The organism is Phenylobacterium sp. T106, from assembly GCF_057219735.1.
Genome location: NZ_JBXVWA010000004.1, coordinates 221,777 through 243,975, shown reverse-complemented (window position 1 = coordinate 243,975; position 22,199 = coordinate 221,777). Strand labels below are relative to the sequence as shown.

Genomic DNA, 22,199 nt, shown 5'->3' with positions numbered 1-22,199 from the left:
GCGTCCGCCCCGGGGCATGATCCAGGATCCGATCTTCTACGCGCTGGCCGTGCCGGCCGTGGTGCTGATGGGGCTCGCCAAGGGCGGGTTCTCCGGCGTCGGCGCGGTATCCATGCCGCTGCTCGCCATGGCGGTCTCGCCCGTGCAGGCCGCGGCGATCCTGCTGCCCATCCTGATCGTGCAGGACAGCGTCAGCGTCTGGGCCTTCCGCCGGGACTGGGACCGGGGCGTGCTGATGGTGATGCTGCCGGGCGCGGCGGCCGGCATTCTCCTGGGCTACCTGCTGGCGGCGAAGGTCTCGGCGGCGGCCGTCCTGGGCGTGCTGGGCGCGATCTCGATCCTGTTCGCGCTGCACCGGCTGTGGATCGCGCGCGGCGGCCGGGTCCAGGCGCCCGCATCCTCGCCTCCGGCGGTCGGCGTCCTGTTCGGCGTCGTTTCCGGCTTCACGAGCCAGATCGCCCACGCCGGCGGGCCGCCGTTCCAGATGTGGGTGATGCCGCGGGGGCTGACGCCGGGGGCGCTGGTGGGCACCACGGCCATCTTCTTCGCCGCCGTGAACTGGCTGAAGGTCCCCGCCTATGCGGCGCTCGGCCAGTTCACCCGCGAGAACCTCCTCACGGTGGCGGTCCTGCTGCCCGTGGCGATCGCATCGACCTTCGCCGGCGTCTGGCTGGTCCGCCGCGTCCAGGCCGAGCGCTTCTACACCCTGGTGTACCTGCTGATGATCCCGGTCGGGGTCCAGCTGATCTGGAAAGCGGTGACGACGGGCTGATCAGGCGGCGGCCAGGCTCGCGCGCCGGCGGCGGATCATCGCGCCGGCGCCCAGGAAGCCCACGATCATCAGCCCCCAGGTGGCCGGTTCGGGAACGTACGCGGTCGGACCCGGGTCGGAGCCGAACGATCCGGTCGCGCTGGCCTTGAACGTGTTGAGCGCCTTGCCCGGCAGGTGGCCGATGCTGGGCGAGCCGACGATCGAGCCCAGCGTCAGCGTCATGTTCTCCAGGCCGCCCGGAAACTGCAGGAAGTCCGAGGTGAAGCTGATCGACTGCGTTCCAGTGTCGGCCACGGTGAAGGAGCCGGCGTTGCCGAGGCCCTTGATGATCCCGTTCGTGAACGACCCCGACAGCAGGTTCGTGCAGGCGTTCTGGCAGCCCGAGGCCGCGATCTGCGTCGGCGTCAGCGCCTGGTTGAGCGTGAAGGCGAAGGTTCCGGTCACGCCGGCCTGGGTCCAGCCTTCCGCGGTCGTCATGGCCGGGCTGTTCACCGCCGTCCCGTCGAGCACGAAGTTGGCCTGCAGCCCGAACAGGCCGAGGGCGACCAGCAGGTCCGGCTCCTGGAAGTTGAAGATCACGGCCTGGGGCGCGGGCTGGGTCGCGGACGCGCCGCCGGTGATCAGCCGCCCGCCGGTGTTGTTCTTGATCCAGCGGACGTTCGTGGCGCCGGACCCGGGCTTCTTCGTGAAGTCCACGAACGTCGCCGCCGACGCGGTCGAGCCGCCGAGGAGGGCCAGGGCAAGCCCTACGGCCGAAAGCATCCTTGCAGACTTCAACATCCTGATCCCCTCGCGCCGCGGCGCGCTGACTGAGACAGTTTGCTGCCTCGCACTAAGGCCGATTATCTGGGACGAGCCGGCGCAGACAATCTGGCGTGAAGGCGGGAGCGGACCCCTATCGTTCGATCAGGCGCCCAGGCGCCGGCGGATGGATCATGCTGGGTGGATGCGTCCCTTGGTCCGGATGCGCGAGGGGCTGGCGGGTGAGCGGGGCGCAACTCTATTCGGTGCGGGGCGCGCGGCTGGTGGCCGCCGGTCGCGCGGTGCTGGCCGCCTTCCTGCTGGTGTCGGTGACGCTGGGCGCCCTGGAGGAAGGCGACCACGGGGCGCTGGTCCGGCTCCTGCTGGGCCTTTACCTCGTCTACGGCCTCGCGCTGCTGCTCACGCTGCGGAGCCGGATGGCCAGCCACTGGCTCACGGTGGCGCCCTACGCGCCCGCCTGCGTGGACCTCGCCGTCTTCACCGCCCTCCTCTACCTGACGAAGGGGGCGGAAAGTCCGTTCTTCAGTCCGCTTCTCTTCCTCGTGCTGAGCGCCACGGTGCAATGGGGCTCCCGGGGCGCCCTGGTGATGGGCGCCGCCGCCGTGGCCGCGTTCTTCCCCGCGGCCCTCAGCGCGCTGGGAGACGGCGACCGCGCCGCCCTGACCACTGTGGTCCGGCTCGGAACCGTGACGGTGGTGATCGGCCTCCTCACCGCCTTCGCGCGCCACCAGGAGCGCGTCGTCGAGGAACTGGCCCGGCTCTCCGATCCCATGAACGACACGGCGCACGACGCCGACCCTCCCGTTCGCGAGGGGCTCGCCCATGCGCTCAACGTGTTCCGCGCGCGCCGCGGGGTCTTCCTGTGGGCCGAGGACGACGAACCGTACGTCCGGGCCGTGCAGACCGACGGCGACGGCTTCACCGAGCGCTGGGCGCCGCCGACGGAGGACGAGTGGCTGGTGCATCCCGAGCTGGCCGCCTCGGTCTTCCTCTACGATCGGAACACCGGCCGCACGGCGTCCCGCCTGGGCGGCTTCGCGAAGCTGGGCGCTTCGCCCCTGTCGCCCACGGTCACCGGAGCGACGTCGTTCGACCGCGCCCTGGTGATCCCGGTGCACGCCGAGCCCATCTCCGGCTGGATCATGGTCCTGGACCACGAGGAGCAGGCCAGCGAGGACCTCGCCGTCGGCGCCATGGTGGGCGCCCAGGTCTCGGTCGGCCTCGGCCGCTGGCAGGCCCAGCGGGTGCGGCGGGAGAGCGCCGCCTCGGAGGAGCGGATGCGCATGGCGCGCGACCTCCACGACGGCGTCCTGCAGTTCCTGGCGGGCGCCAGCCTCCAGCTCGAGGCGATGCTGCGCAGCGGGCAGCTTCCGGACGCCGCCCAGGCCCGGCTCGCGACGCTGCGGGTGGCCCTGGGCGACGAGCAGCGCGAGCTTCGCGGGTTCATCTCGGCCATGCGTCCGCGGCGTCCGGACGAGGCGTCCATCATGGTGCGGCTGGACGAGGAGCTGGGTGCCCTGGCCCAGCGGCTGTCGCGCCACTGGAGCACGCAGGTCTCCGCCGAGGTGACCCCCCGGACCCTGACGGTGACCGAGCGCACCGCCTATGACATCGGACGGATCGTGCGCGAGGCGGTGGCGAACGCCGTGCGGCACGGCCAGGCGGCGCATGTCTCCATCACCACCCTCGGGGTTCAGGGCGGGCTGACGGTCCAGATCGACGACGACGGGCAGGGCTTCGCCTTCGCAGGCCGGCGCAGCGACGAGGAGCTCGCCGCCCTGGGCGTCGGGCCGCGTTCGCTGCAGGAGCGCGTCCGCGCGCTGCAGGGTCGGCTGACCGTCGAGAGCTCCCCCGAGGGCGCAAGCATTACGATCGAAGTTCCGATCGCGGAGATGGCCTGATGCACAGCGTCGTGATCGCCGACGACCACCCCCTGATGCTCAAGGGCGTGGCTGGCCTGCTCGAGGGCGGCCCGTACCAGGTCGCCGCCCTGTGCGGCGACGGCCTGCAGGCCCGCGCGGCGATCCTCGAGCATCGCCCCGACCTGGCGATCCTCGATGTGAACATGCCGAAGCTGTCCGGCCTGGACCTGCTGCGGCAGGCGCGGGCCGAGGGGTGGCCGACGCGGGTGATCCTGCTGACCGCGGGCATCGACCAGGGCCCGCTGGTGGAGGCGGTGACGCTGCGCGTGGACGGACTGGTGCTGAAGGACGCGGGGGGCGAGCTGCTGCTGCGCTGCATCGAGCGGGTGCTGGACGGCGAGCAGTGGATCGACCGCGAGGCGATGAAACAGGTCATGGCCGCCGTCGCCACGCCGGCGGGCGGGCAGGCGCGCGCCGCCGAGCTCACGCCGCGGGAAAGCGACGTCGCCCGCCTCGTGGCGCAGGGCCGCCGCAACAAGGAGATCGCCCGCGACCTCGGCATCTCCGAGGGCACGGTGAAGATGCACCTGCACAATCTCTACGAGAAGCTCGACGTCTCGTCCCGGACCGAGCTGGCGCTCCTGGTGCGGGAGCGCCAGCTGGCCTGAGCCGTCAGGCTACCAGCCGCACTGCTGGCCCCGGTTCTGCTTCACGAGCCAGGCGTCCAGCGGCTTGAAGTAGTCGGCCACCGCGCTGGCGTCCGAGCGGGTCTCGCCGGTGAAGACCTTCAGCGTCTCGGGCCAGGGCTGGCTCTGGCCCAGCCGCATCATGCGGTCGAACTTCTCGCCCACCGCCTTGTCGCCATAGACCGAGCAGCGGTGCAGCGGGCCCTTCCACCCGGCCTGGGCGCAGGCGGCCCGGTGGAACTGGAACTGGTAGATGTGGGCCATGAAGTAGCGCGCGTAGGGCACCCCGGCCGCCACGTGGTACTTCGCGCCCGGATCGAAGGCGTCGGCGGGGCGCGGGCCCGGAGGGGCGATCCCCTGGTACTTCAGCCTCAGCGCCCACCAGGCGTCGTTGTACTGCGCGGGCTGCACCGTGCCGTCGAAGACCTGCCAGCGCCACTTGTCGACCATCAGGCCGAACGGGAGGAAGGCGATCTTGTCGAGCGCCATCTTCAGCAGGAACGGGATGTCCTCGGACTCGCCGGGGACGGTGTCGAGCACGCCGATCTGCTTCAGGTAGGTGGGCGTGATCGCCGACAGCGCGACGAAGTCGCCGATGGCCTCGTGGAAGCCCTCGTTCGCGCCGTTCTTGAACAGGAACGGCTGATCGGCGTAGGCGCGCTGGTAGTAGTTGTGGCCCAGCTCGTGGTGGACGGTCTGGAAGTCCTCGGCGTTCACCTTCGTGCACATCTTGATCCGGATGTCGTTCCGGTCGTCGAGGTTCCAGGCCGAGGCATGGCAGACCACCTCGCGGTCGCGCGGCCGCGTGATCAGCGAGCGCTCCCAGAAGGTCTCGGGCAGGGGGGCCAGGCCGAGCGAGGTGTAGAAGCCCTCGCCGGTCTTCACCATGCGGACGGCGTCGTAGCCCTTCTCGGGAAGCAGCTTGTCCAGGCTGTACGAGCTGGACGCGCCCTTCGGCTCCACCACGTCGTAGATGTTGCCCCACTGCTGGGCCCACATATTGCCCAGCAGGTCGGCGCGGATGGGGCCGGTCTTCGGCTGGACGGCGTCGCCGTACTTCGCGTTGAGCCGGGCGCGCACGTAGCAGTGCAGGTTGCGGTAGAACGGCTCGACCTGCTTCCAGAGCCGGTCCTCCTCGGCGGCGAAGGCGTCGGGCTCCATGTCGTAGCCGCCGCGCCAGAGGGCGCCGAGGTCCTTGTAGCCCATGCCGCGGGCGCCCTCGTTGAGGAGGCCGGCGAGCTTGGCGTAGTCGCCCTTCATCGGCGTGGCCACGGCGTGCCAGCCTTCCCAGACGGCCTTGAGCTGCGCCGGGTCGCGGCTCTCGGCCAGGACGTCCTCGGCGTCGTTCAGCGTGAGCGTCTTGCCGCCGACCTGGAGCTTGCCGGTCGAGTAGATGGAATCCAGCTTGGTGGTGAGCTGCGCCACCTCCGCGGCCGCGCCCGGGCGGTCGGGCGCCGGGAGCGACAGGAACAGCTTGAGGAGCTTGAGCTTGCGCGCGGTGGCGGCGTCGGCGGCGACCCCGTCGAACCGCGCGGCCTCCTTCGCGAGCCGGGTGAACAGCTCCTTCTGCTCGCCGCCCACCTTGGCCTCGATCCACTGGGTGTCTTCGGTGATGAAGTTCGCGCGGATCCACTGGGCGCGGTTGGCGTACTCGTTCATCGCGGCGAGCTCGGCCTCGGCGCGCTCGATGAACGCCTTGGCCTCGGCGGGGGCCGGTCGGGGGGCGGATTGCGCGGCGGCGTGGCCGGCGCACATCAGGACGGCCGCGGCGGCCGCGGCCAGGAGTTTCGCTTTCATCGGTCTTTCCAAGCGTTTCCGTCTTGGCGGGCCTCAGACCCGCCGCTGGCGGCAAAAGAATGGCCGCCGTCCGCCCGCGTCAAGACGACGGCGGCCTCGCGCCGTCCGCGTCAGTCCGAGAACTCGGCGAGGTCCTCGGGGCAGGCGACACTGACGTTCAGGTCGGTGACGATGCCGGTGCCCAGCGTGTAGACCCAGCCGTGGACGCACAGCGACTGGCCCCGCTTCCACGCCTCCTGCACGAAGACGTCCGAGGCGACGTTGCGCACCTGCCGGATCACGTTCAGTTCGACGAGCCGGTCCCACTTGGCCTTCTCGTCGGGCAGCGCCTGGAGTTCGTGCCGGTGCTCGTGGTGCACCTCGCGGATCGGGTGCAGCCAGTGGTCGACGAGCCCGCGGCGCTGGCCGTCGACGGCGGCGGCCACGCCCCCGCAGCCGTAGTGGCCGACCACCAGGATGTGCTTCACCTTCAGCACGTCGACGGCGAACTGGAGCACCGACAGGTAGTTGGCGTCCTGCGGCGGGGCGAGGTTGGCCACGTTGCGATGCACGAAGAGTTCGCCGGGATCGAGGCCCACGATGTCGTTGGCCGGCACGCGGCTGTCGGCGCAGCCGATCCACAGGTACTCGGGCGCCTGCTGGCCCTCCAGCCGTTTGAAGAAGCCGGGATCCACCGCGATCTTGCCGGCGGCCCAGGCCTTGTTGCGGGCTTTCAGGTCATCGAGGGATCGGGGCATCAGGCAGGCACCGCGTCTGGCTGGTTGTCGGGATGGGCGGCGACGAACGCCGGATGCGCGACCGCCCGGTCGGCGGCGGCGACGAGCTTGGGCCACGGCGAGACGTCCAGCCTGAAACGCCGCGCCGAATAGAGCTGGGGCACGAGGCAGCAGTCGGCGATGGTCGGGCTGTCGCCGAAGGCGAAGGCGCCGCCGTGCGCGGCCACCAGCGGCTCCAGCGCGTCGAAGCCGTCGGCGATCCAGCGGTGGATCCAGTCGCTGACGACCACCTCGTCCGGGACGCCCAGCCTGCGCAGGGTGGCGGCGACGCGGGTGTTGTTCAGGGGGTGGATGTCGCAGGCGATGATGCCGGCCATCCGCCGCACCACGGCGCGGTCGAGCGGCGCCCTGGGCAGGATGGCGGGCTCGGGGATCGTCTCCTCCAGCCACTCCAGGATGGCGAGGCTCTGGGCCAGCACGGTTCCGTCGTCCAGGACCAGGGCCGGGGTCAGCCCCTGCGCGTTCACGGCGCGGTAGCCGGGCTGGCGCTGGTCGCCGCGGATCAGGTCCACGGGGGCGTAGTCGTAGGCCGCGCCCTTCAGCTGCAGACCAATCCGCACGCGATAGGGCGCGCCCGCGCGCCAGGCCGAGTGGAGCGTCCAGGTCATCCGCCGGCCACCGTGAAGCCGATGGTTCCCACGCCCTCGACCCCGCCTTCGACGCGGTCGCCGGGCCGCAGCGGGCCGACGCCCTCGGGCGTGCCGGTGAAGATGAGGTCGCCGGGCGCCAGCGCCCACAGCTTCGAAGCCTCGGCCACGATCTCGGGGACGTTCCAGATCATGTCGGCCAGCCGGCCGTCCTGCTTCACCTCGCCGTTCACCGAGAGCCAGATGCGGCCGGCCGGCGCGGCGGCCCCCGCCGGGGCGATGGCGGAGATCGGCGCGGACTCGTCGAACGCCTTGCCGGCGTCCCAGGGGTGGCCCTTGTCCTTGGCGGCGTTCTGCAGGTCCCGGCGCGTGAGGTCGACGCCCACGGCGTATCCGTAGATCAGGCTCGGAGCCTCTTCCGGGGCGACGTCGCGCCCGGGGCGGCCGATCGCCACCACCAGCTCGATCTCGTGGTGCAGGTTGGCCGTGCGCGGGGGGTAGGCCGGATCGCGGCCGGGCGCGACCACCGCGTCGGCGGGCTTGGTGAAGAAGAACGGCGGCTCGCGCGTGTCGGCGCCCATCTCGCGCGCATGGGCGGCGTAGTTGCGGCCGACGCACAGGATCCGCCGCACCGGGAAGCCGCCTTGGCCGCCCGCGACGGGGACCACGGCGAGCGGCGGCGGGGCGATCACGAAATCGGCCATGCGCGCATCTAGGCCCGGCCGGCGGGTCTGTGAACCCCACGCAGGGTTAGGCGCCGCTGCGGCCAACGTCAGCGCACGAGCCGCAGCGCGGGATACTTCTGGCGGCGGCGCCAGGCGCGGGACCGCAGGCGCGGGGCCAGGGCGACCGCGATCGGCGCGGCCACGGCGAAGGTCCCGGCGATGACGGGCGGGAACAAGGCGTCCGGCGCGCGCGAGGCCATGAGGACCAGGAAGGCCGCGCCGAAGACCACCGCCTGGACCATGGGGAAGATCAGGGCGGCGATGGCGAGATTCGTGCGCATGGCGGAGCTCCCGGTGGAGCCTCGGAAACGCGGTCGAGGGCTTAGCGATCCGCGCCCGCCGCGCCGGCCGCCCGGCGGCGCGGGAATTTTCCGGCGCAGGCCTTGCGGGGCCGACGGGGCCTCCCAATCTCAGGTGCTGCGGGACCGGGCCCCTCTGACGATCGCAGTCGATCGTGATGTCGGACCGCACAGGTGCGCCTGGGGGTCTGGTCTGGTCGCCTCTCCCCCCTAAGCAGCCCAGCCGGCTCCCGGGCGCGCCTCCAATCGGAGGAGCACAATGAATCACTACAAAATCTGGCGTCTTCGCAGCCTGCACAGGGAGCTGGAGCAGCGTATCCGGGACGAGCGGCGCAGGCTGCATCCCGACGAGCTGGTGATCCAGGACCTGAAGCGGCGCAAGCTGCAGGTGAAGGACGAGCTGTTCATGGCGGAAGCGGGTCTCGTGCCGGTGACGGCCCGCATGGGCCGCGCCTGACGCGACCCGGAGGCGCGGCGCGGCCGCGCCTCCCCCTTTCCTCATCCGGAATAGACAATGAACGAACTTCTCACGGCGGCCGTGCTCGGCCAGCCGCTCTGGATGTGGCTGGCCTTCGCGGGGCTGGTCACGCTTCTGCTGGCGCTCGACCTGGGCGTCCTTCACCGCGACCAGCACGAGATCGGCGTGCGCGAAAGCCTGCTGCTGTCCGCCGGCTACCTCTCGCTGGGCCTCGCCTTCGGCGGCTGGGTCTGGTTCGAGCTCGGCCGGCAGTCCGGGCTCGAGTATGTGACCGGGTTCCTGATCGAGAAGAGCCTGGCGCTCGACAACGTCTTCGTCATCGCCACGATCTTCGCCGCCTTCGCCGTGCCGCGGGCCTACCAGCACAGGGTGCTGTTCTGGGGCGTGCTGGGCGTGATCGTGCTGCGCGGGATCATGATCGGCTTCGGCGCGGCCATGGTGTCAAACTTCGAGTGGGTCCTCTGGGTCTTCGCCGCCTTCCTGATCGTCATGGGCGTGAAGATGTTCAAGGCGGACTCGACCCCCAAGGATCCGCACGACAGCCCGGTCTACCGCTGGCTCGCCAGGCGGATCCGCCTGACCGAGGGCTTCCACGGGCACCGCTTCTTCGTGAAGCTGCCCGGTCCCGGCGGCAGGCTGGTGTGGTTCGCGACCCCGCTCTTCATGGCGCTGGTGATGGTCGAACTGGCCGACGTGGTGTTCGCGGTGGACTCTGTGCCGGCCATCTTCTCGATCACCACCGACCCCTACATCGTCTACACCTCCAACATCTTCGCGATCCTGGGCCTGCGGGCGCTGTACTTCGCGCTGGCGGCGGTGGTGGCCCGCTTCGCCTACCTGAAGCAGGCGCTGGCGGCGCTCCTGATCTTCATCGGCGGCAAGGTGTTCTTCGCCGAGCTGATGGGCTGGGAGAAGTTCCCCGCGCCGGTGTCGCTGGGCGTCACGGCGGCCCTGCTCGCCGCAGGCGTCAGCTGGTCGCTGTGGAAGACGCGGGCGAATGCGCCGGCGCCGGCCGCCGCGCCGTGAGGCGCGCTGGCGCTGGCGGCCGGGCGTGGCAGAGCCTCTCCCGTTCAGACGGAACCGTCTGAACGGGAGAATGAGGCTCTGAATCAAGACCTTGAGCGCTTCTCGATCCGAAAACCGGTTCCCACTTTTCGGAACGCGCTCTAGCGTCCGGCCATGTCCGCACCCGGCCACAGGATCTATCGCGCCAGCTTCGCGAGCATCTATCCGCTCTACGTCGCCAAGGCCGAGCGGAAGGGCCGCGCCAGGGCGGAGCTGGACGAGATCCTGCGCTGGCTCACCGGCTACAGCCAGGCCGGCCTCGAGGCGCAGATCGCGTCGAACTGCGACCTCGAGGCCTTCTTCGCCCAGGCGCCCCGGATGAACCCGGCGCGGACCGAGATCCGGGGCGTGGTCTGCGGCGTCCGGGTCGAAGCCATCGAAGAGCCGCTGATGCGTGAGATCCGCTACATGGACAAGCTCGTGGACGAGCTCGCCAAGGGGCGGGCGATGGCGAAGATCCTGCGAAGCCCGGTCGGGGCCTGAGGCGCCGCCCGGCGTGGAATTCGGCAGAACCGGTCTGCGAAATCGGGCAGTGCGGCGGAACGCGGGACCGGCCACCCTGGCGGCGGAAGAAAGGAGCCCGCCATGACCCTCGGCCTCAGCCTGATGACCCTCGGTTTCGCCGTCGTCATGGCGATCCCGCTGTTCGGCCCGATGCTGATCGCGGCGCTGTAGGGCTCAGGCCCGATTCGATATCGGCAACACCCTCCGACCGTCCCGGCGAAGGCCGGGACCCAGATCCACGGGCGGGGTCGTGATGGGAAGGGCTCCCGAGCCTGCGGAGCCCACATCTGAGCCATTTCATCTGGGTCCCGGCCTTCGCCGGGATGACCAGGGATTGAGACCCTAGGGCGGCTCGCGCCGGGGGCCCTGCAATTCCGTTTGCGGCCGCCGCAAACCAGAACGGGCTTCACGGCGGCGCGGGCGGACCGCTAAACGCTGCGCCATGACAGACGCGCAGCCTTCCGGCCCCCTGGCCGACCTCGTCGTGATCGAAATGGGGACGCTGATCGCGGGCCCCTTCTGCGGCCAGATCCTGGGCGACTTCGGCGCCGAGGTGATCAAGATCGAGGATCCCAAGACCGGCGACCCCATGCGCCAGTGGGGCCGCAGCCTGCCGAAGGGCCTCTCGCCCTGGTGGCCGGTGATCGGGCGCAACAAGAAGTCCGTAGGCCTCGACCTGCGCAAGCCCGAGGGCCAGGCGCTGGCCAAGGAACTCATCGCCGGGGCAGACGTGGTGATCGAGAACTTCCGGCCGGGCGCCATGGAGAAGTGGGGCCTCTCGTACGAGGCGCTTTCGGCCGTCAATCCGCGGCTCATCATGGCGCGCATCTCGGGGTTCGGGCAGACCGGCCCCTATTCGCAGCGGGCCGGCTACGGCCTGATCGGCGAGGCGATGGGCGGCCTGCGGCACGTGACCGGCGAACCGGATCGTCCGCCCGCCCGCGCCGGCATCTCGATCGGCGACAGCCTGGCGGCCATGCATGCGGTGATGGGGATCACCATGGCGCTGCATCACCGCGAGCGGTCCGGAAGGGGCCAGGTGATCGACGCGGCGCTCTACGAGAGCGTGCTGGGCGTGATGGAGAACCTGATCACCGAGTACGACATCACGGGCTACGTCCGCGAGCGCTCGGGCTCGATCCTGCCGGGGATCGCGCCGTCCAACGCCTACCCGTGCCGGAACGGCGAGATGATCCTGATCGGCGGCAACGGCGACAACGTCTATGCGCGGCTGACCGAGGCCATGGGCCGGCCCGACCTGAAGACCGATCCGAAGTTCGTCGACCACGCCAGCCGCGGCGTGAACCAGGCCGAGCTCGACGGCGTCATCGCGGCGTGGACGGCGACGTTCGATCTGCCGGCGCTGCTCGCGCTGCTGGAGGAGAAGGGCGTGCCGGCCAGCCGCGTCTACCGCGCGCCCGACATGCTGGAGGACCCGCAGTTCGCCGCGCGTGAGGCCGTGGTCACCGTGGACCACCCGGTGTTCGGGCCGGTGCGGATGCAGAACGCCTTCCCGAAGCTGTCGGCGACGCCGGGCCGGGTGCGCTGGCCGGGGCCGGCGCTGGGCCAGCACACGGACGAGGTCCTGGCGGCGCGCGCGGCGTGCTCGCCGCAGAAGCTGGCCGAACTGCGCGCCGCCGGCGTGATCTGAGCGAGGGCGCGAGCCGGCCCGCGACCTTTGCCGCGGACCGATCGCCGAAGTCCGGGTCGCCTGCTTCCGGGCGAGGTCCCTTGGCCGCCGGTCCGGCCCCCGCGGCGTCCGCGGGCCTTCGTGGCGCGACGGATAGGCCTCGCGCGCCCCAAAGCAGAGGTGACGGGTTGTCCCAGCGCGCTCCCGCCGCGCGACGTTCCGACGCAGGGGCGGCTGAAGCGCGTTCCGCACGTGCGGCGGCGGCGAGACGCGTGGCCGCCGTGGCCGCGGGCCGCGTTCTGCAAAGCTCTGCCGCCGTGCTAACGGTGCGCCCGGCAAATCAGGGACGTGCGCATGCCCACACCTTCGCCCGAGATCCAGGCCTTCGCGGCCGGCTTCCCGGTCTTCCTGCTCCACGTCTCGGTGACGATGGCGATCCTGGTCGCGGCCGCCGCGGCCTATGTGCTGCTGACGCCGCACAAGGAGATCACCCTGATCCGGCAGGGCAACACGGCGGCGGCGCTGTCGCTGGGCGGCGTCCTCCTGGGCCTGGCGATTCCCCTGTCGGCCTCGCTGAAGGCCTCGACCAACGTGATCGAGATCGGCCTGTGGGGGGCGGTGACGGTGGTCGTCCAGCTGCTGATCTTCCGGCTGGTGGACCTGATCCTGCGCGGGCTGCCGCGTCGGATCCAGGACGGCGAGGTGTCGGCGGCGGCCCTGCTCGTCGGCGCCAAGCTCGCCACGGCCATCATCCTGGCGGCCGCGCGCTCGTAGCATGAAGTTCCCGCGGCTGCCGGACTGGGTGGTCTACGCCGCGATCATCGTGGTGGTGCTGGCGGCTGCGCTGGGCCGCAACGAACGCACCGACGCGCCGCCGCCGCCGCCCAAGAGCGCCGATCCGCTGGGCGAGGCCCTGGGGCCCGCCTCGCCCTTCGACCCGGCGATCGTGGTGGACGTGCCCGATCGGCCCGGCCCCGCGGCGGGCACCGCCTTCTCCATCGCCCGCTCGGGCGTGTGGCTGACCGCGCGACACGTGGTCGACGGCTGCCGCCGCGTGGCCCTGGTGGTGGGGCCGGGCACGGGCGTCGCCGTGACCGTGCGCATCGATCCCAAGGGCGAGGCGGCGCTGCTCTACACCGAGGGCGGCGCGGCGCCCCTGCCGCTGGCGCTGTCCGAGCCCCTGCGCCGCGGCCAGCGCGCCTTCCACCCCGGCTTCCCCCAGGGCGAGCCGGGCGAGGCCTCGTCGCGCCTGCTGGGCCGGGAGAACCTGGTCGTCCGCGGGCACGGCGCGCGCACCGAGCCGGTGCTGGTCTGGGCCGAGACGGGGCGGACCGAGGGCCTGAACGGCACCCTGGGCGGCCTGTCCGGCGCGCCGGCGCTGGATGCGCAGGGCCGCGTGCTGGGGGTCACGATCGCCGAGAGCCCGCGGCGCGGGCGCATCTACACCACCGCGCCCGAGATCGTCAGCGCCACGCTCACCACCGCCGGGCGCCGCGCCGACGCCAGCGCGGCCAGCGAGGTGATCACGCCGCAGAACTACTTCTACGTGGCCGACGATCTGCGCCGCGAGCTGCAGGTGGCGCAGGTGGTCTGCCTGGAAAACTAGACGTGCGCGGGCGCGTCGGCCGAGGTGAGGGCGACGAAGACGTCCTCGAGGTCCGGGTCCTCGGTGGAGATGTCCTTGATGTGCAGGCCCGCGGCGCGGATGGCGGCGAGCACCTGCTCCACGCTGGACTGTCCGGTGCGGTAGCTGACCGAGAAACCGCCGGCCTTGATCAGCCGGGTCTCGAAGCCCGGCAGGTCGGGCGCGGCCTCCACCGGCTCCTCCGGCGTCACCAGGACGTGGCGGGTGTCCATCCGGCGCAGCAGGGTGGTGGTGGGCTCGCAGGCCACCACCAGCCCGCGGTTGATGATCGCGATCTGGTCGCAGAGTTCCTGCGCCTCTTCGAGGTAGTGGGTGGTGAGGACGATGGTCACGCCCTTGCGGTTCAGCTCGAGCACATAGTTCCAGAGCTGGCGGCGGAGCTCCACGTCGACGCCGGCCGTCGGCTCGTCGAGGATCAGCACCGGCGGGTTGTGGACCATGGCCTTGGCGACCATCAGGCGGCGCTTCATCCCGCCCGAGAGCTGGCGGACGTAGGCCTTGGCCTTGTCGGCGAGCCCCAGCGCGGCCAGCAGTTCGTCCGACCGCCGCTCGGACTTGGGCACGGCGTACATGCCGGCGGCGACTTCCAGCGCCTCCTTGGGCGTGAAGAAGGGGTCGGCGGCGATCTCCTGCGGCACCACCCCGATCGCGGCCCGGGCGTCGCGCGGCTGGCGGTCGATGTCGCGGCCCCAGATCGCGACCGTGCCGGTGGTCTTGCGGCAGAGGCCGGCCAGGATGTTGATGAAGGTGGACTTGCCCGCGCCGTTGGGTCCCAGCAGCCCGAAGATGGAGCCGCGCGGGATGGCGAGGTCGATGCCCCTCAGCGCCTGCATTTCGGGCGTGGTCTTGGTGGCGGCGTAGGTCTTGGTCAGGCCCCTGGCCTCGATGGCGTATTCGGGGAGGTCCATGGGGGTCCGTCGTTGACGCGCGAAGGTGCGCTCGCATACCTAGGCGCGCCGCGCGCGTGAGCCAAGACGCGCGGCGCCGAGGTACCTGCTGCATGGCCCGCAAAGCCGCGTCCACCACCGCCCAGCCGCCCGCCGCCGAGCCCATGCCGGCGAAGCCCGCGCTGACGCCCGACCTGCCCGCGCCGGAGGTGATCACCGTGCGCAGCGGCCGCATCGCCTGCGACGGCGTGGGCGGCGCCCTGGGCCACCCGCGCGTGTGGCTCGAGATGGGCGAGGCGACCTTCGTCGAATGTCCCTACTGCGACCGGCGCTTCGTGCTGGCGGCCTCGGCCGGCGAGGGCGCCGAGGACGAGCGGCTGGCCCCCGGCGTCTACGAAGGCCCGCACGGCCACTGAAACCCGACCGTTCGCCGCAGCCGCGTTGCGGCGGGCGATGTCTGACGGGAGCGTGGATGACATGCGCGCGCTCGTCCTCGTCCTGGCCCTGACGCTTCCGGCGGCGGCCTCGGCGCAGGCGCCTGGGCCCGCGAAGCCCGCCTGCGCCGCGCCGGAACACCGGCAGTTCGACTTCTGGGTGGGCGAGTGGGACGTCGTCCGGACCGGCCAGGACCAGGTCGTGGCCCGCAGCCTGATCGAGAGCCTCTACAATGGCTGCGGCGTCCGCGAGAACTGGATGCCCAGGTCGGGCCAGACCGGCGGCAGCCTCAACATCTGGGTGCCCGGCGAGAAGGCCTGGAGGCAGACCTGGATCGACTCGGCCGGGACGCGGGCCGACTTCACGGGCGGCTGGACCGGGCGGCAGATGGTGCTGACCGGCCGCTGGGGCGGCCCGCTGGTGCGGATGACCTACACGCCGAACGCGGACGGCACGGTGCGGCAGGCGGGCGAGCAGTCGGTTGACGACGGCCGCACCTGGACGCCCAGCTTCGACTTCACCTACCGCCGCGCCCGCTGAACCCTTCCCTTCCCGCTCGCGGGAAGGGGGGACCGCCCGCCGAGCGGAGCGAAGAGCGGGTGGTGGGAAGGGCAGACGGCGGGCAGGGGATGTCTCGAACGCGGGGACTGGGGCTTACCCTTTCCACCCCTCGCTCTACGCCCTTCGGGCTCGGCGAGCGGTCCCCCTTTCCCGCAGGCGGGAAAGGAAGGGGGGCGCGGGTTTCACCTTCCCTTCCCTCACGCGGGAAGGGGGGACCGCCCGCCGAGCGGAGCGAAGAGCGAGTGGTGGGAAGGGCAGGGGGCGGACAGGGGACGTCTCGAACGCGGGGACTGGGGCTTACCCTTTCCACCCCTCGCTCTACGCCCTGCGGGCTCGGCGAGCGGTCCCCCTTTCCCGCAAGCGGGAAAGGAAGGGGGCGCGGGTTTCACCTTCCCTTCCCGCGAGCGGGAAGGGGGGACCGCCCGCCGAAGAGCGGGTGGTGGGAAGGGCAGGCGGCCGGCAGGGGCGCGCGTCTTGAGCGCGGAGACGGGGGCTTCGGGAAACGAAGGTTACACCCGCAGCGGCATCAGGATGTACTGGACGTCGGCGTCGGCGGGGTCGAGGACCAGGGCCGGGTCGTTCGGGCCGCCGAAGCGGAATTCGGCGGTCTCGCCCGAGATCTGGTCGGTGATGTCCAGCAGGTAGCGGGCGTTGAACGACAGTTCGAAGGGCTCGCCGTCGTAGTCGACTTCGAGCTCCTCGACGGCCTGGCCGGCCTCCATGTTGCGGACGGTGAGGACGACGCGGCCGGCGTCGATGGCCATGCGCACCGAGCGGCTCTTCTCGGCCGAGATGGTGGCGACGCGGTCGACCGCCTGGGCGAACAGCTTGGCGTCCACGAGGACGGTGCGGTTGTTGTCCTTGGGGATCACGCGGGCGTAGTCGGGGAAGTTGCCGTCGATGACTTTGGAGGTCAGCGCGGCGCCGTTCATCTCCAGGCGCACCTTCTGCGGGCTGATCTGCAGGGTCACCGTCTCGCCGGCGTCGTCGATCAGGCGGCGGAGTTCGCCGATGGTCTTGCGGGGCACGATGACGCCCGGCGCGCCCGCGGCGCCCTCGGGCGCGGGCATGTCGGCCAGGGCGAGACGCGAGCCGTCGGTGGCCACGGCGCGCAGGCGCGGCGCGCCGTCGACGTTCACCGCGTGCACGTAGAGGCCGTTCAGGTAGTAGCGCGTCTCCTCGGCGGAGATGGCGAAGCGGGTCTTGTCGATCAGCCGGATGAGGTCGCCGACGTCGATGGTCATGGACCCCGAGAAGCCCTCGGCGCTCATCACCGGGAAGTCGCCCGCGGGCAGGACCGGCAGGTTGAAGCGGCTGCGGCCGGCGGCCACGGTGAGCCGCGGATCCTCGCCCGTGAACGACAGCGAGACGTCGGCGCCCTCGGGCAGCTTGCGGACGATCTCGTAGAGGGTGTGGGCGGGGGCGGTGATCTGGCCGGGCTGGTCCACCTGGGCCAGCGCCTCGTCGATGATCTCGAGGTCCAGGTCCGTCGCCGAGAAGGTCAGCCGGTCGCGGTCGGCCGCCAGCAGCACGTTGGACAGGATCGGAATGGTGTTGCGGCGCTCCACGGCGCTCTGCACGTGGCCCAGCGCGCGAAGCAGCGCGGCGCGTTCGATCGTCAGCTTCATATCGGTCCCGGCTCGCCTTACGCGCGCGTACGAATCACCCGCGTCTGCGCGCGCCCCCGGTTCGAGGGACTAGCGACATTAGCGATTTCGTCGCCTTGCGAAAGGCCCGGCCAGACAGCAGGACGCCCCGCCGCGGGGACGGGGCGTCGAGGTTGTGGATATCTGGAAGACTCAGGCCAGGCGGAGGGCGTGGCGACGGCCGCGGATCATGGTCCCGACCCCACCAAAGCCAAGGATCATCAGCGCCCAGGTTCCGGGCTCCGGGATACCGGGACCGACCACAGGCTCGTTCACCTGCGCGGAGAAGGAGACGTTGTCCAGGCCGAACGCCTCGTCGCCGAAGCCCTGAAGGTTGGGATAGAGGAACTGGAACGTGTTGGCGCCCAGCACCGCGGTGAACGGCACGGTGATGGTGCGGGTCTGCCCCGAGCCGGTCACCGTCGTCCCGGCAGGGCCGGAGAAGCCCTCGCCGCCGCTGCCGCCCAAATTGAAGGTCCCGGTGAACACCGTCGCGCCGTTGATGACGAGGTTCAGGGTGTCGGTGCAGCAGTTGAACCCGTCGAGGGTGCGGAACCCGAGCAGGTCGAACGTCAGGGTCCCGTTGTTGGCCGACGTCGAGGCGCCGACGGAGTTCTGGGTGAGCGTGGCCGACGCAGCGCCGTTGCTGGACAGCTCGCCGAGAATGCCCGCGGCGCCGGAATTGGAGTCAGCCGAGATGGCCCACTCGGAACCGACGCCGGCGCCGAAATCCGTGCTGTAGGAGAACGTGGCCGCGCCAGCCGAGCCTGCGGCTGCGCTGAGAGCTATGGCGGCGATCCCGCCGATAAGACGCTTCATTGAACACCTCCCTGAATAGGCCGGTGTGTCCTGCCAGCCGAAGACGAACCCTCACGCCTTCGGACGCAGACCGTCAACGGATGTCGCCTCTCGGGGGAAAACACGCTCGCGGTCGCCGCGCAGCCGGAAATGCGGGAGCGCGCCGAAACGAAGAACGCCCCCCGGGTGGCCGGAGGGCGTTCCGTACGCGTTACTCAAGCCGGCGCCAGGGGCGCGGAGGCTCGCCCGCACCAGACAGCGGTAGCCGGATAAAATCAAGCAATTCAATCAGATGTGTCGGCTTCCCGACGCAGTCAGGCCCGCGTGTCGAGGCTGCCGCCCTGATCGCCGTCGCTGCCCGCGCCGCCGTCGTAGGGGTTGGCGGCGGGCGCCGCGGCCGCCTCGGCCTTCGGGGCGTTGGCGCCCGAGCCCTTGGCCGCGACCACCACCATAGCGGGCCGGACCAGGCGGCCGAGCAGCTCGTAGCCGGCCTGCAGGGTCTGGATGACCGAGCCGGCGGCGACGTCGGCGTCGACCTGCTCCATCATGGCCTGGTGCTTGTGCGGGTCGAACTTCTCGCCCTTGCCGGGGCTGACCTTGGCCAGGCCGTTCTTCTCGAAGGCCGACAGGAGCTTCTTCTCGGTGAGCTCGACGCCCTCGATGAAGCTCTTCAGCTTGGAATCGCCGGAATCCGGCGGGTTGGAGGCGATGGCCAGCGAGAGGTTGTCGGCCACGTCCAGCAGGTCGCGGGCGAACTTGGTGATGGCGTAGGCCCGCGCGTCGTTCATCTCCCGCTCGGCGCGGCGCCGGGTGTTCTCGGCCTCGGCGGCGTAGCGCAGGACCTGTTCCTTCAGGGCCTGGACCTCGGCGAGCAGCGCCGGGACGTCGGCGTCGCCGGCCTCCTCGGGCGCACCGTCCACGGGGGTGTTGTCTTCGGACATCTCTTCTCTTCGGACCCTTGGTTCACTCGTGGCGCACGGCGCCTATGCCTTCATCACCTGGCCAAGCACGCGGGCGGTGTAGTCCACCAACGGAATGATCCGGGCATAGTTCAGCCGGGCAGGGCCGATGACGCCGATGGCGCCGACGACCCTCTGCGCGCCCGTCATATAGGGCGCCGCGATCACAGCGGAACCCGAAAGGGAGAACAGGCGCGTCTCGGCGCCGATGAAGATGCGCACGCCCTCGCCGTCGCGGACGCCGTCGAGGAGCTGGATGAGCTGCTCCTTCTGTTCCAGGTCCTCGAAGAGCGAACGGACGCGCTCGAGGTCCTCCAGGGCCTCGCGGTCCTCGAGCAGGTTGGCTCGGCCGCGCACGATGAGGGCGCGGTCCTCGGCCTCGCCTCCGCTCCAGGCGGCCAGGCCGTCCTCGACCAGCCGCGCGGCCGTCTGGTCGAGCTCGCGCCGCGCCCGGTCCAGTTCGGCGCGCAGGTCGGTGCGCGCCTCCACCAGCGTCCGGCCCCGGAGCCGGGCGTTCAGGAAGTTGGACGCCTCCTGCAGGGCCGACGGGGTGACGCCGGCCGGGAGCCGCATGATGCGGTTCTCCACGACGCCGTCGTCGAAGACCATGATCGCCAGCGTGCGGTCGCCGGAGAGCCGCACGAACTCCACATGGGTCACGCCCGCGTCCCGCATCGGCGTGACCACGATCCCGGCGCCGCCGGCGAGGCCCGAGAGGATGGCCGAGGCCTCGTTCAGGGCCTCCTCGTAGTTCCGTCCGTGCGCGCCCAGCCGGGCCTCGATGGAACGCCGGTCCTCCTCGGCGATGTCGCCCACCTCCAGCAGGCCGTCCACGAAGAGCCGCAGCCCCGCGTGGGTCGGCTGGCGTCCCGCGCTGACGTGGGAGGCGCCCAGGAGGCCGAGCTGCGTCAGGTCCTGCATGGTGTTGCGGATCGACGCGGGCGAGAGCGAGACCCCGCCCTTGGAGAGCGTGCGCGAGCCCACCGGCTCCCCCGTCTCCAGGTAGCTCTCGACGATCCGGCGGAAGATGTCGCGGGCGCGTGCGTCCATGTCGGCGAGCGAGGGGCCGCGGTTCAGGAACGGGGGGGTCACGGCGAGCGGTGTCTGCTGTGGGCCATGGTGCGTGTCCGTATAGTAGGATAAGCGCGGGTCCCGCCGGCGCAAGCTCGCGCCTGCCCCAAGTCCTCCGAGACCGAGATCCCCCCAAGACCATGCGACCGTCCGAACGCGCCCCCGACCTCCTCCGCCCGCTGACGCTCGAGACCGGCGTCACCCGCTATGCCGAGGGCTCGTGCCTCATCAGCGCCGGCCACACCCGGGTGCTGGTGACCGCGAGCCTCGAGGAGGGCGTGCCCGGCTTCCTGCGGGGCAAGGGCCAGGGCTGGGTCACGGCCGAGTACGGCATGCTGCCCCGCGCCACCCACACCCGCGGCCGCCGCGAGGCCGCGGCCGGCAAGCAGAGCGGCCGCACGCAAGAGATCCAGCGGCTGATCGGCCGCAGCCTGCGCGCCGTCACCGACCTGAAGGCCCTGGGCGAGCGGCAGATCACGGTGGACTGCGACGTGCTGCAGGCGGACGGCGGCACCCGCACGGCCTCGATCACGGGCGCCTGGGTCGCCCTGCGGCTGGCCACGCGCTACCTGCTGGACGAGGGGGTGATCGCCACCGATCCGATCCTGGACCAGGTGGCCGCGGTGAGCTGCGGCATCTTCGCCGGCACGCCGGTGCTCGACCTCGATTACGAGGAGGACTCCAACGCCGAGGCCGACGCCAACTTCGTGCTGACGGGATCGGGCGACATCGTCGAGGTGCAGGCGACGGGCGAGAAGCGCGGCTTCAGCCAGGCCGAGTTCGACGCCCTGTTCTCCCTGGCCCGCAAGGGCATCGGCGAGCTGTGCGCCCGGCAGCGCGACGCGACGGCCTGAGACCCCGCGGCGGCTGACGCCGGATACGCAAACGGCGCCGCCCTCCCGGGTCGGCGCCGCCGGCGCTCGCAGATCCGGCCGAAGCCGGACGGTGCGCGATATCAGAAGAACACGCCGAAACGCATGGCCTGCGGAGGCAGGCGCTCGAGCTCGCGGGCGAGCGGGGCGAACAGCGCGTCCAGGAACTTTTCGATCCAGGCAGCCATTTTCGTGCTCCATGTTGCAGTGCAACGTGAGCGTCAGATAGGTCGCCCCTCGCGGAAATCAAGGATTTCCTCCCCGGGTGAATAAATTGCGCTGCAATGCCGCAGGGATCGGGTGCGATGCAGCAATGCCGGCGCCCCGGGTCCGGGCGGCCCCTACTCCTCCATGTCGTCGGCGAGCGCGTCGTCGGGGCCGGGCTCGTAGACCAGGAGGTCGCCGGGCTGGCAGTCGAGTTCGCGGCAGAGGGCCGACAGGGTCGAGAAGCGCACGGCGCGGGCCTTCCCGGTCTTCAGGATCGAGAGGTTGGCGATGGTGACGCCGACGCGGTCGGCCAGCTCGGTCAGCGACATGCGGCGTTCGAGCAGCACGCGGTCGAGGCTCACGCGGATGGGCATGGTCGTGCGGCCTCAGATGGTCAGTTCGGCTTCGCGCCGCAGCCGCGCGCCTTCGCGGAACACCTCCGCCAGCACGAAGACCACGAGCACCGAGAACCAGGCGGTGAGGCTGAGGGTGGGCTCCTCCCGGTCGACGCCCGGCAGCCAGGCGGACACGATCCAGAAGGCGTAGCGGCCGACCTCGAGGCCGGCGAGCATCAGGCCGATCAGGCGCAGGCGCGCCACGTTGTCGGGGTGGAAGGGGTCGCCGACGGTCAGCGTCGAGAAGATGCGGCGCAGCGCCGCCACGATGACCAGGACGCCCACGAGGTAGAGCGCGGCGCCGAACACGCCGGCCGCCATCGAGGGGCCGTTGTTGCGGATGAGGTCCGGGAGCGCCTTGGCGTCGCCTTCGGCGATCCGCGGCAGGACGTCGGGGTTGAAGCTCAGCAGCAGCGCCGCGAGCGCGATCAGGGACAGGACGCCGACGCCGATCCACAGCGCGGCGAAGACGACGTCGAGGATGATCTTCAGGAAGCTCGAAACCGAGCCCGGACCCAAGGCGCGCATGCCCGTCAATGCCCCACGATTGAAGGGTTCGTCTGGATCCGCCGCGGCCGGGGCTCGCCCTTCGAAGGGCGCTCTCCAGCCCAGGCCGGGGCGGATCGGACGATCCTCATGACTCGTTGCGCCGAGTCTTAGAGGAAGGCGGCGCGGGCGGCGATGCTGAGGATCGGCGCGGCGGCCAGGACGACGATGAAGCTCATCGCGGTGCGGTCGAGGATGTTCATGGTCTTGGCGAACATTTGTGGTCTCCGTCTG

25 protein-coding genes are annotated in these 22,199 nt (G+C 71.2%); 12 read left to right on the top strand and 13 right to left on the bottom strand.

The annotated features are described in order from the left end of the window. Window positions 1-16 precede the first annotated feature (16 nt). Window positions 17-772 carry a sulfite exporter TauE/SafE family protein gene (locus AC2D8W_RS11495; protein WP_484671651.1) on the top strand — a complete coding sequence of 252 codons (756 nt, stop codon included), beginning with the start codon at window positions 17-19 and terminating at the stop codon, window positions 770-772. On the opposite strand, the gene AC2D8W_RS11490 is transcribed toward AC2D8W_RS11495, so the two are convergent. Then, window positions 773-1,534, bottom strand: a complete 762-nt coding sequence (locus tag AC2D8W_RS11490; protein WP_484671650.1) for a PEPxxWA-CTERM sorting domain-containing protein — start codon at window positions 1,532-1,534, stop codon at window positions 773-775. Between the two features lie 221 nt (window positions 1,535-1,755). On the opposite strand from AC2D8W_RS11490, the gene AC2D8W_RS11485 reads away from it, so the two are divergent. Next, complete coding sequence (locus AC2D8W_RS11485; RefSeq protein ID WP_484671649.1) at window positions 1,756-3,435, top strand: sensor histidine kinase; 1,680 nt, start codon at window positions 1,756-1,758, stop codon at window positions 3,433-3,435. Then, entirely contained in the window at window positions 3,435-4,064 is a 630-nt protein-coding gene (locus AC2D8W_RS11480; RefSeq protein ID WP_484671648.1) for a LuxR C-terminal-related transcriptional regulator, read from the top strand. Before AC2D8W_RS11485 ends, AC2D8W_RS11480 begins: the two co-directional genes overlap by 1 nt. Window positions 4,065-4,073: 9 nt before the next feature. On the opposite strand, the gene AC2D8W_RS11475 is transcribed toward AC2D8W_RS11480, so the two are convergent. The 5 genes from AC2D8W_RS11475 to AC2D8W_RS11455 all read right to left on the bottom strand — a co-directional run bounded on the left by AC2D8W_RS11475 (window position 4,074) and on the right by AC2D8W_RS11455 (window position 8,248). Next, window positions 4,074-5,879, bottom strand: coding sequence for a M2 family metallopeptidase (locus AC2D8W_RS11475; RefSeq protein ID WP_484671647.1), 1,806 nt, complete (start codon window positions 5,877-5,879; stop codon window positions 4,074-4,076). A gap of 110 nt (window positions 5,880-5,989) precedes the next feature. Then, window positions 5,990-6,616: a carbonic anhydrase gene (locus tag AC2D8W_RS11470; protein ID WP_293480309.1), complete on the bottom strand. Its 627-nt coding sequence runs from the start codon at window positions 6,614-6,616 to the stop codon at window positions 5,990-5,992. Continuing rightward, window positions 6,616-7,263 carry a maleylacetoacetate isomerase gene (gene maiA / locus AC2D8W_RS11465; RefSeq protein WP_484671646.1) on the bottom strand — a complete coding sequence of 216 codons (648 nt, stop codon included), beginning with the start codon at window positions 7,261-7,263 and terminating at the stop codon, window positions 6,616-6,618. Before maiA ends, AC2D8W_RS11470 begins: the two co-directional genes overlap by 1 nt. After that, a complete protein-coding gene (locus tag AC2D8W_RS11460) occupies window positions 7,260-7,946 on the bottom strand; it encodes a fumarylacetoacetate hydrolase family protein (protein ID WP_484671645.1) in 687 nt (228 codons plus the stop codon). The genes maiA and AC2D8W_RS11460 overlap by 4 nt, the downstream gene beginning before the upstream one ends. A 68-nt stretch (window positions 7,947-8,014) precedes the next feature. Continuing rightward, the gene (locus AC2D8W_RS11455) at window positions 8,015-8,248 is read right to left on the bottom strand and encodes a hypothetical protein (RefSeq protein WP_484671644.1); all 234 of its coding nucleotides are present in this window, start codon (window positions 8,246-8,248) and stop codon (window positions 8,015-8,017) included. Between the two features lie 277 nt (window positions 8,249-8,525). On the opposite strand from AC2D8W_RS11455, the gene AC2D8W_RS11450 reads away from it, so the two are divergent. From AC2D8W_RS11450 to AC2D8W_RS11425, 6 genes are all read left to right on the top strand, one after another. Continuing rightward, window positions 8,526-8,723 (top strand): YdcH family protein, encoded by a 198-nt coding sequence (locus AC2D8W_RS11450; RefSeq protein WP_484671643.1) that lies wholly within the window; start codon window positions 8,526-8,528, stop codon window positions 8,721-8,723. Between the two features lie 57 nt (window positions 8,724-8,780). Next, entirely contained in the window at window positions 8,781-9,770 is a 990-nt protein-coding gene (locus AC2D8W_RS11445; protein WP_484671642.1) for a TerC family protein, read from the top strand. Between the two features lie 153 nt (window positions 9,771-9,923). Further along, a complete protein-coding gene (locus AC2D8W_RS11440) occupies window positions 9,924-10,292 on the top strand; it encodes a DUF2200 domain-containing protein (protein WP_484671641.1) in 369 nt (122 codons plus the stop codon). A 463-nt stretch (window positions 10,293-10,755) separates the two neighbouring features. Further along, a complete protein-coding gene (locus tag AC2D8W_RS11435; protein ID WP_484671640.1) occupies window positions 10,756-11,964 on the top strand; it encodes a CaiB/BaiF CoA transferase family protein in 1,209 nt (402 codons plus the stop codon). Window positions 11,965-12,297: 333 nt separating this feature from the next. Next, a complete protein-coding gene (locus tag AC2D8W_RS11430; protein WP_484671639.1) occupies window positions 12,298-12,717 on the top strand; it encodes a DUF350 domain-containing protein in 420 nt (139 codons plus the stop codon). A 1-nt stretch (window position 12,718) separates the two neighbouring features. Beyond that, window positions 12,719-13,549 carry a S1 family peptidase gene (locus AC2D8W_RS11425; protein ID WP_293479608.1) on the top strand — a complete coding sequence of 277 codons (831 nt, stop codon included), beginning with the start codon at window positions 12,719-12,721 and terminating at the stop codon, window positions 13,547-13,549. Here AC2D8W_RS11425 and AC2D8W_RS11420 read toward each other — a convergent pair. Then, window positions 13,546-14,496, bottom strand: a complete 951-nt coding sequence (locus tag AC2D8W_RS11420; RefSeq protein WP_484671638.1) for an ABC transporter ATP-binding protein — start codon at window positions 14,494-14,496, stop codon at window positions 13,546-13,548. The two genes, AC2D8W_RS11425 and AC2D8W_RS11420, sit on opposite strands and share 4 nt — an antisense overlap. 92 nt (window positions 14,497-14,588) lie before the next feature. On the opposite strand from AC2D8W_RS11420, the gene AC2D8W_RS11415 reads away from it, so the two are divergent. Together AC2D8W_RS11415 and AC2D8W_RS11410 are read left to right on the top strand one after the other, a co-directional pair. Then, entirely contained in the window at window positions 14,589-14,891 is a 303-nt protein-coding gene (locus tag AC2D8W_RS11415; RefSeq protein ID WP_484671637.1) for a zinc-finger domain-containing protein, read from the top strand. A gap of 61 nt (window positions 14,892-14,952) precedes the next feature. Continuing rightward, window positions 14,953-15,450: a hypothetical protein gene (locus AC2D8W_RS11410; RefSeq protein ID WP_484671636.1), complete on the top strand. Its 498-nt coding sequence runs from the start codon at window positions 14,953-14,955 to the stop codon at window positions 15,448-15,450. 530 nt (window positions 15,451-15,980) lie between these two features. Here AC2D8W_RS11410 and dnaN read toward each other — a convergent pair. From dnaN to hrcA, 4 genes are all read right to left on the bottom strand, one after another. Next, complete coding sequence (gene dnaN, locus AC2D8W_RS11405) at window positions 15,981-17,099, bottom strand: DNA polymerase III subunit beta (RefSeq protein WP_293485305.1); 1,119 nt, start codon at window positions 17,097-17,099, stop codon at window positions 15,981-15,983. A gap of 171 nt (window positions 17,100-17,270) precedes the next feature. Continuing rightward, on the bottom strand, window positions 17,271-17,936 hold the full coding sequence (locus AC2D8W_RS11400) for a PEPxxWA-CTERM sorting domain-containing protein (RefSeq protein WP_484671635.1): 666 nt from the start codon (window positions 17,934-17,936) through the stop codon (window positions 17,271-17,273). Window positions 17,937-18,229: 293 nt separating this feature from the next. Then, entirely contained in the window at window positions 18,230-18,856 is a 627-nt protein-coding gene (gene grpE, locus AC2D8W_RS11395) for a nucleotide exchange factor GrpE (protein WP_484671634.1), read from the bottom strand. A 42-nt stretch (window positions 18,857-18,898) separates the two neighbouring features. Further along, entirely contained in the window at window positions 18,899-19,924 is a 1,026-nt protein-coding gene (hrcA, locus tag AC2D8W_RS11390; RefSeq protein ID WP_484671846.1) for a heat-inducible transcriptional repressor HrcA, read from the bottom strand. 161 nt (window positions 19,925-20,085) lie between these two features. On the opposite strand from hrcA, the gene rph reads away from it, so the two are divergent. After that, window positions 20,086-20,799: a ribonuclease PH gene (gene rph, locus AC2D8W_RS11385; RefSeq protein WP_293485183.1), complete on the top strand. Its 714-nt coding sequence runs from the start codon at window positions 20,086-20,088 to the stop codon at window positions 20,797-20,799. A gap of 359 nt (window positions 20,800-21,158) precedes the next feature. Here rph and AC2D8W_RS11380 read toward each other — a convergent pair whose 3' ends face one another. Further along, window positions 21,159-21,398 (bottom strand): helix-turn-helix domain-containing protein, encoded by a 240-nt coding sequence (locus AC2D8W_RS11380; protein ID WP_293485182.1) that lies wholly within the window; start codon window positions 21,396-21,398, stop codon window positions 21,159-21,161. A 12-nt stretch (window positions 21,399-21,410) separates the two neighbouring features. Further along, on the bottom strand, window positions 21,411-21,947 hold the full coding sequence (locus tag AC2D8W_RS11375) for a DUF2975 domain-containing protein (protein WP_293485181.1): 537 nt from the start codon (window positions 21,945-21,947) through the stop codon (window positions 21,411-21,413). Window positions 21,948-22,199 lie beyond the last annotated feature (252 nt).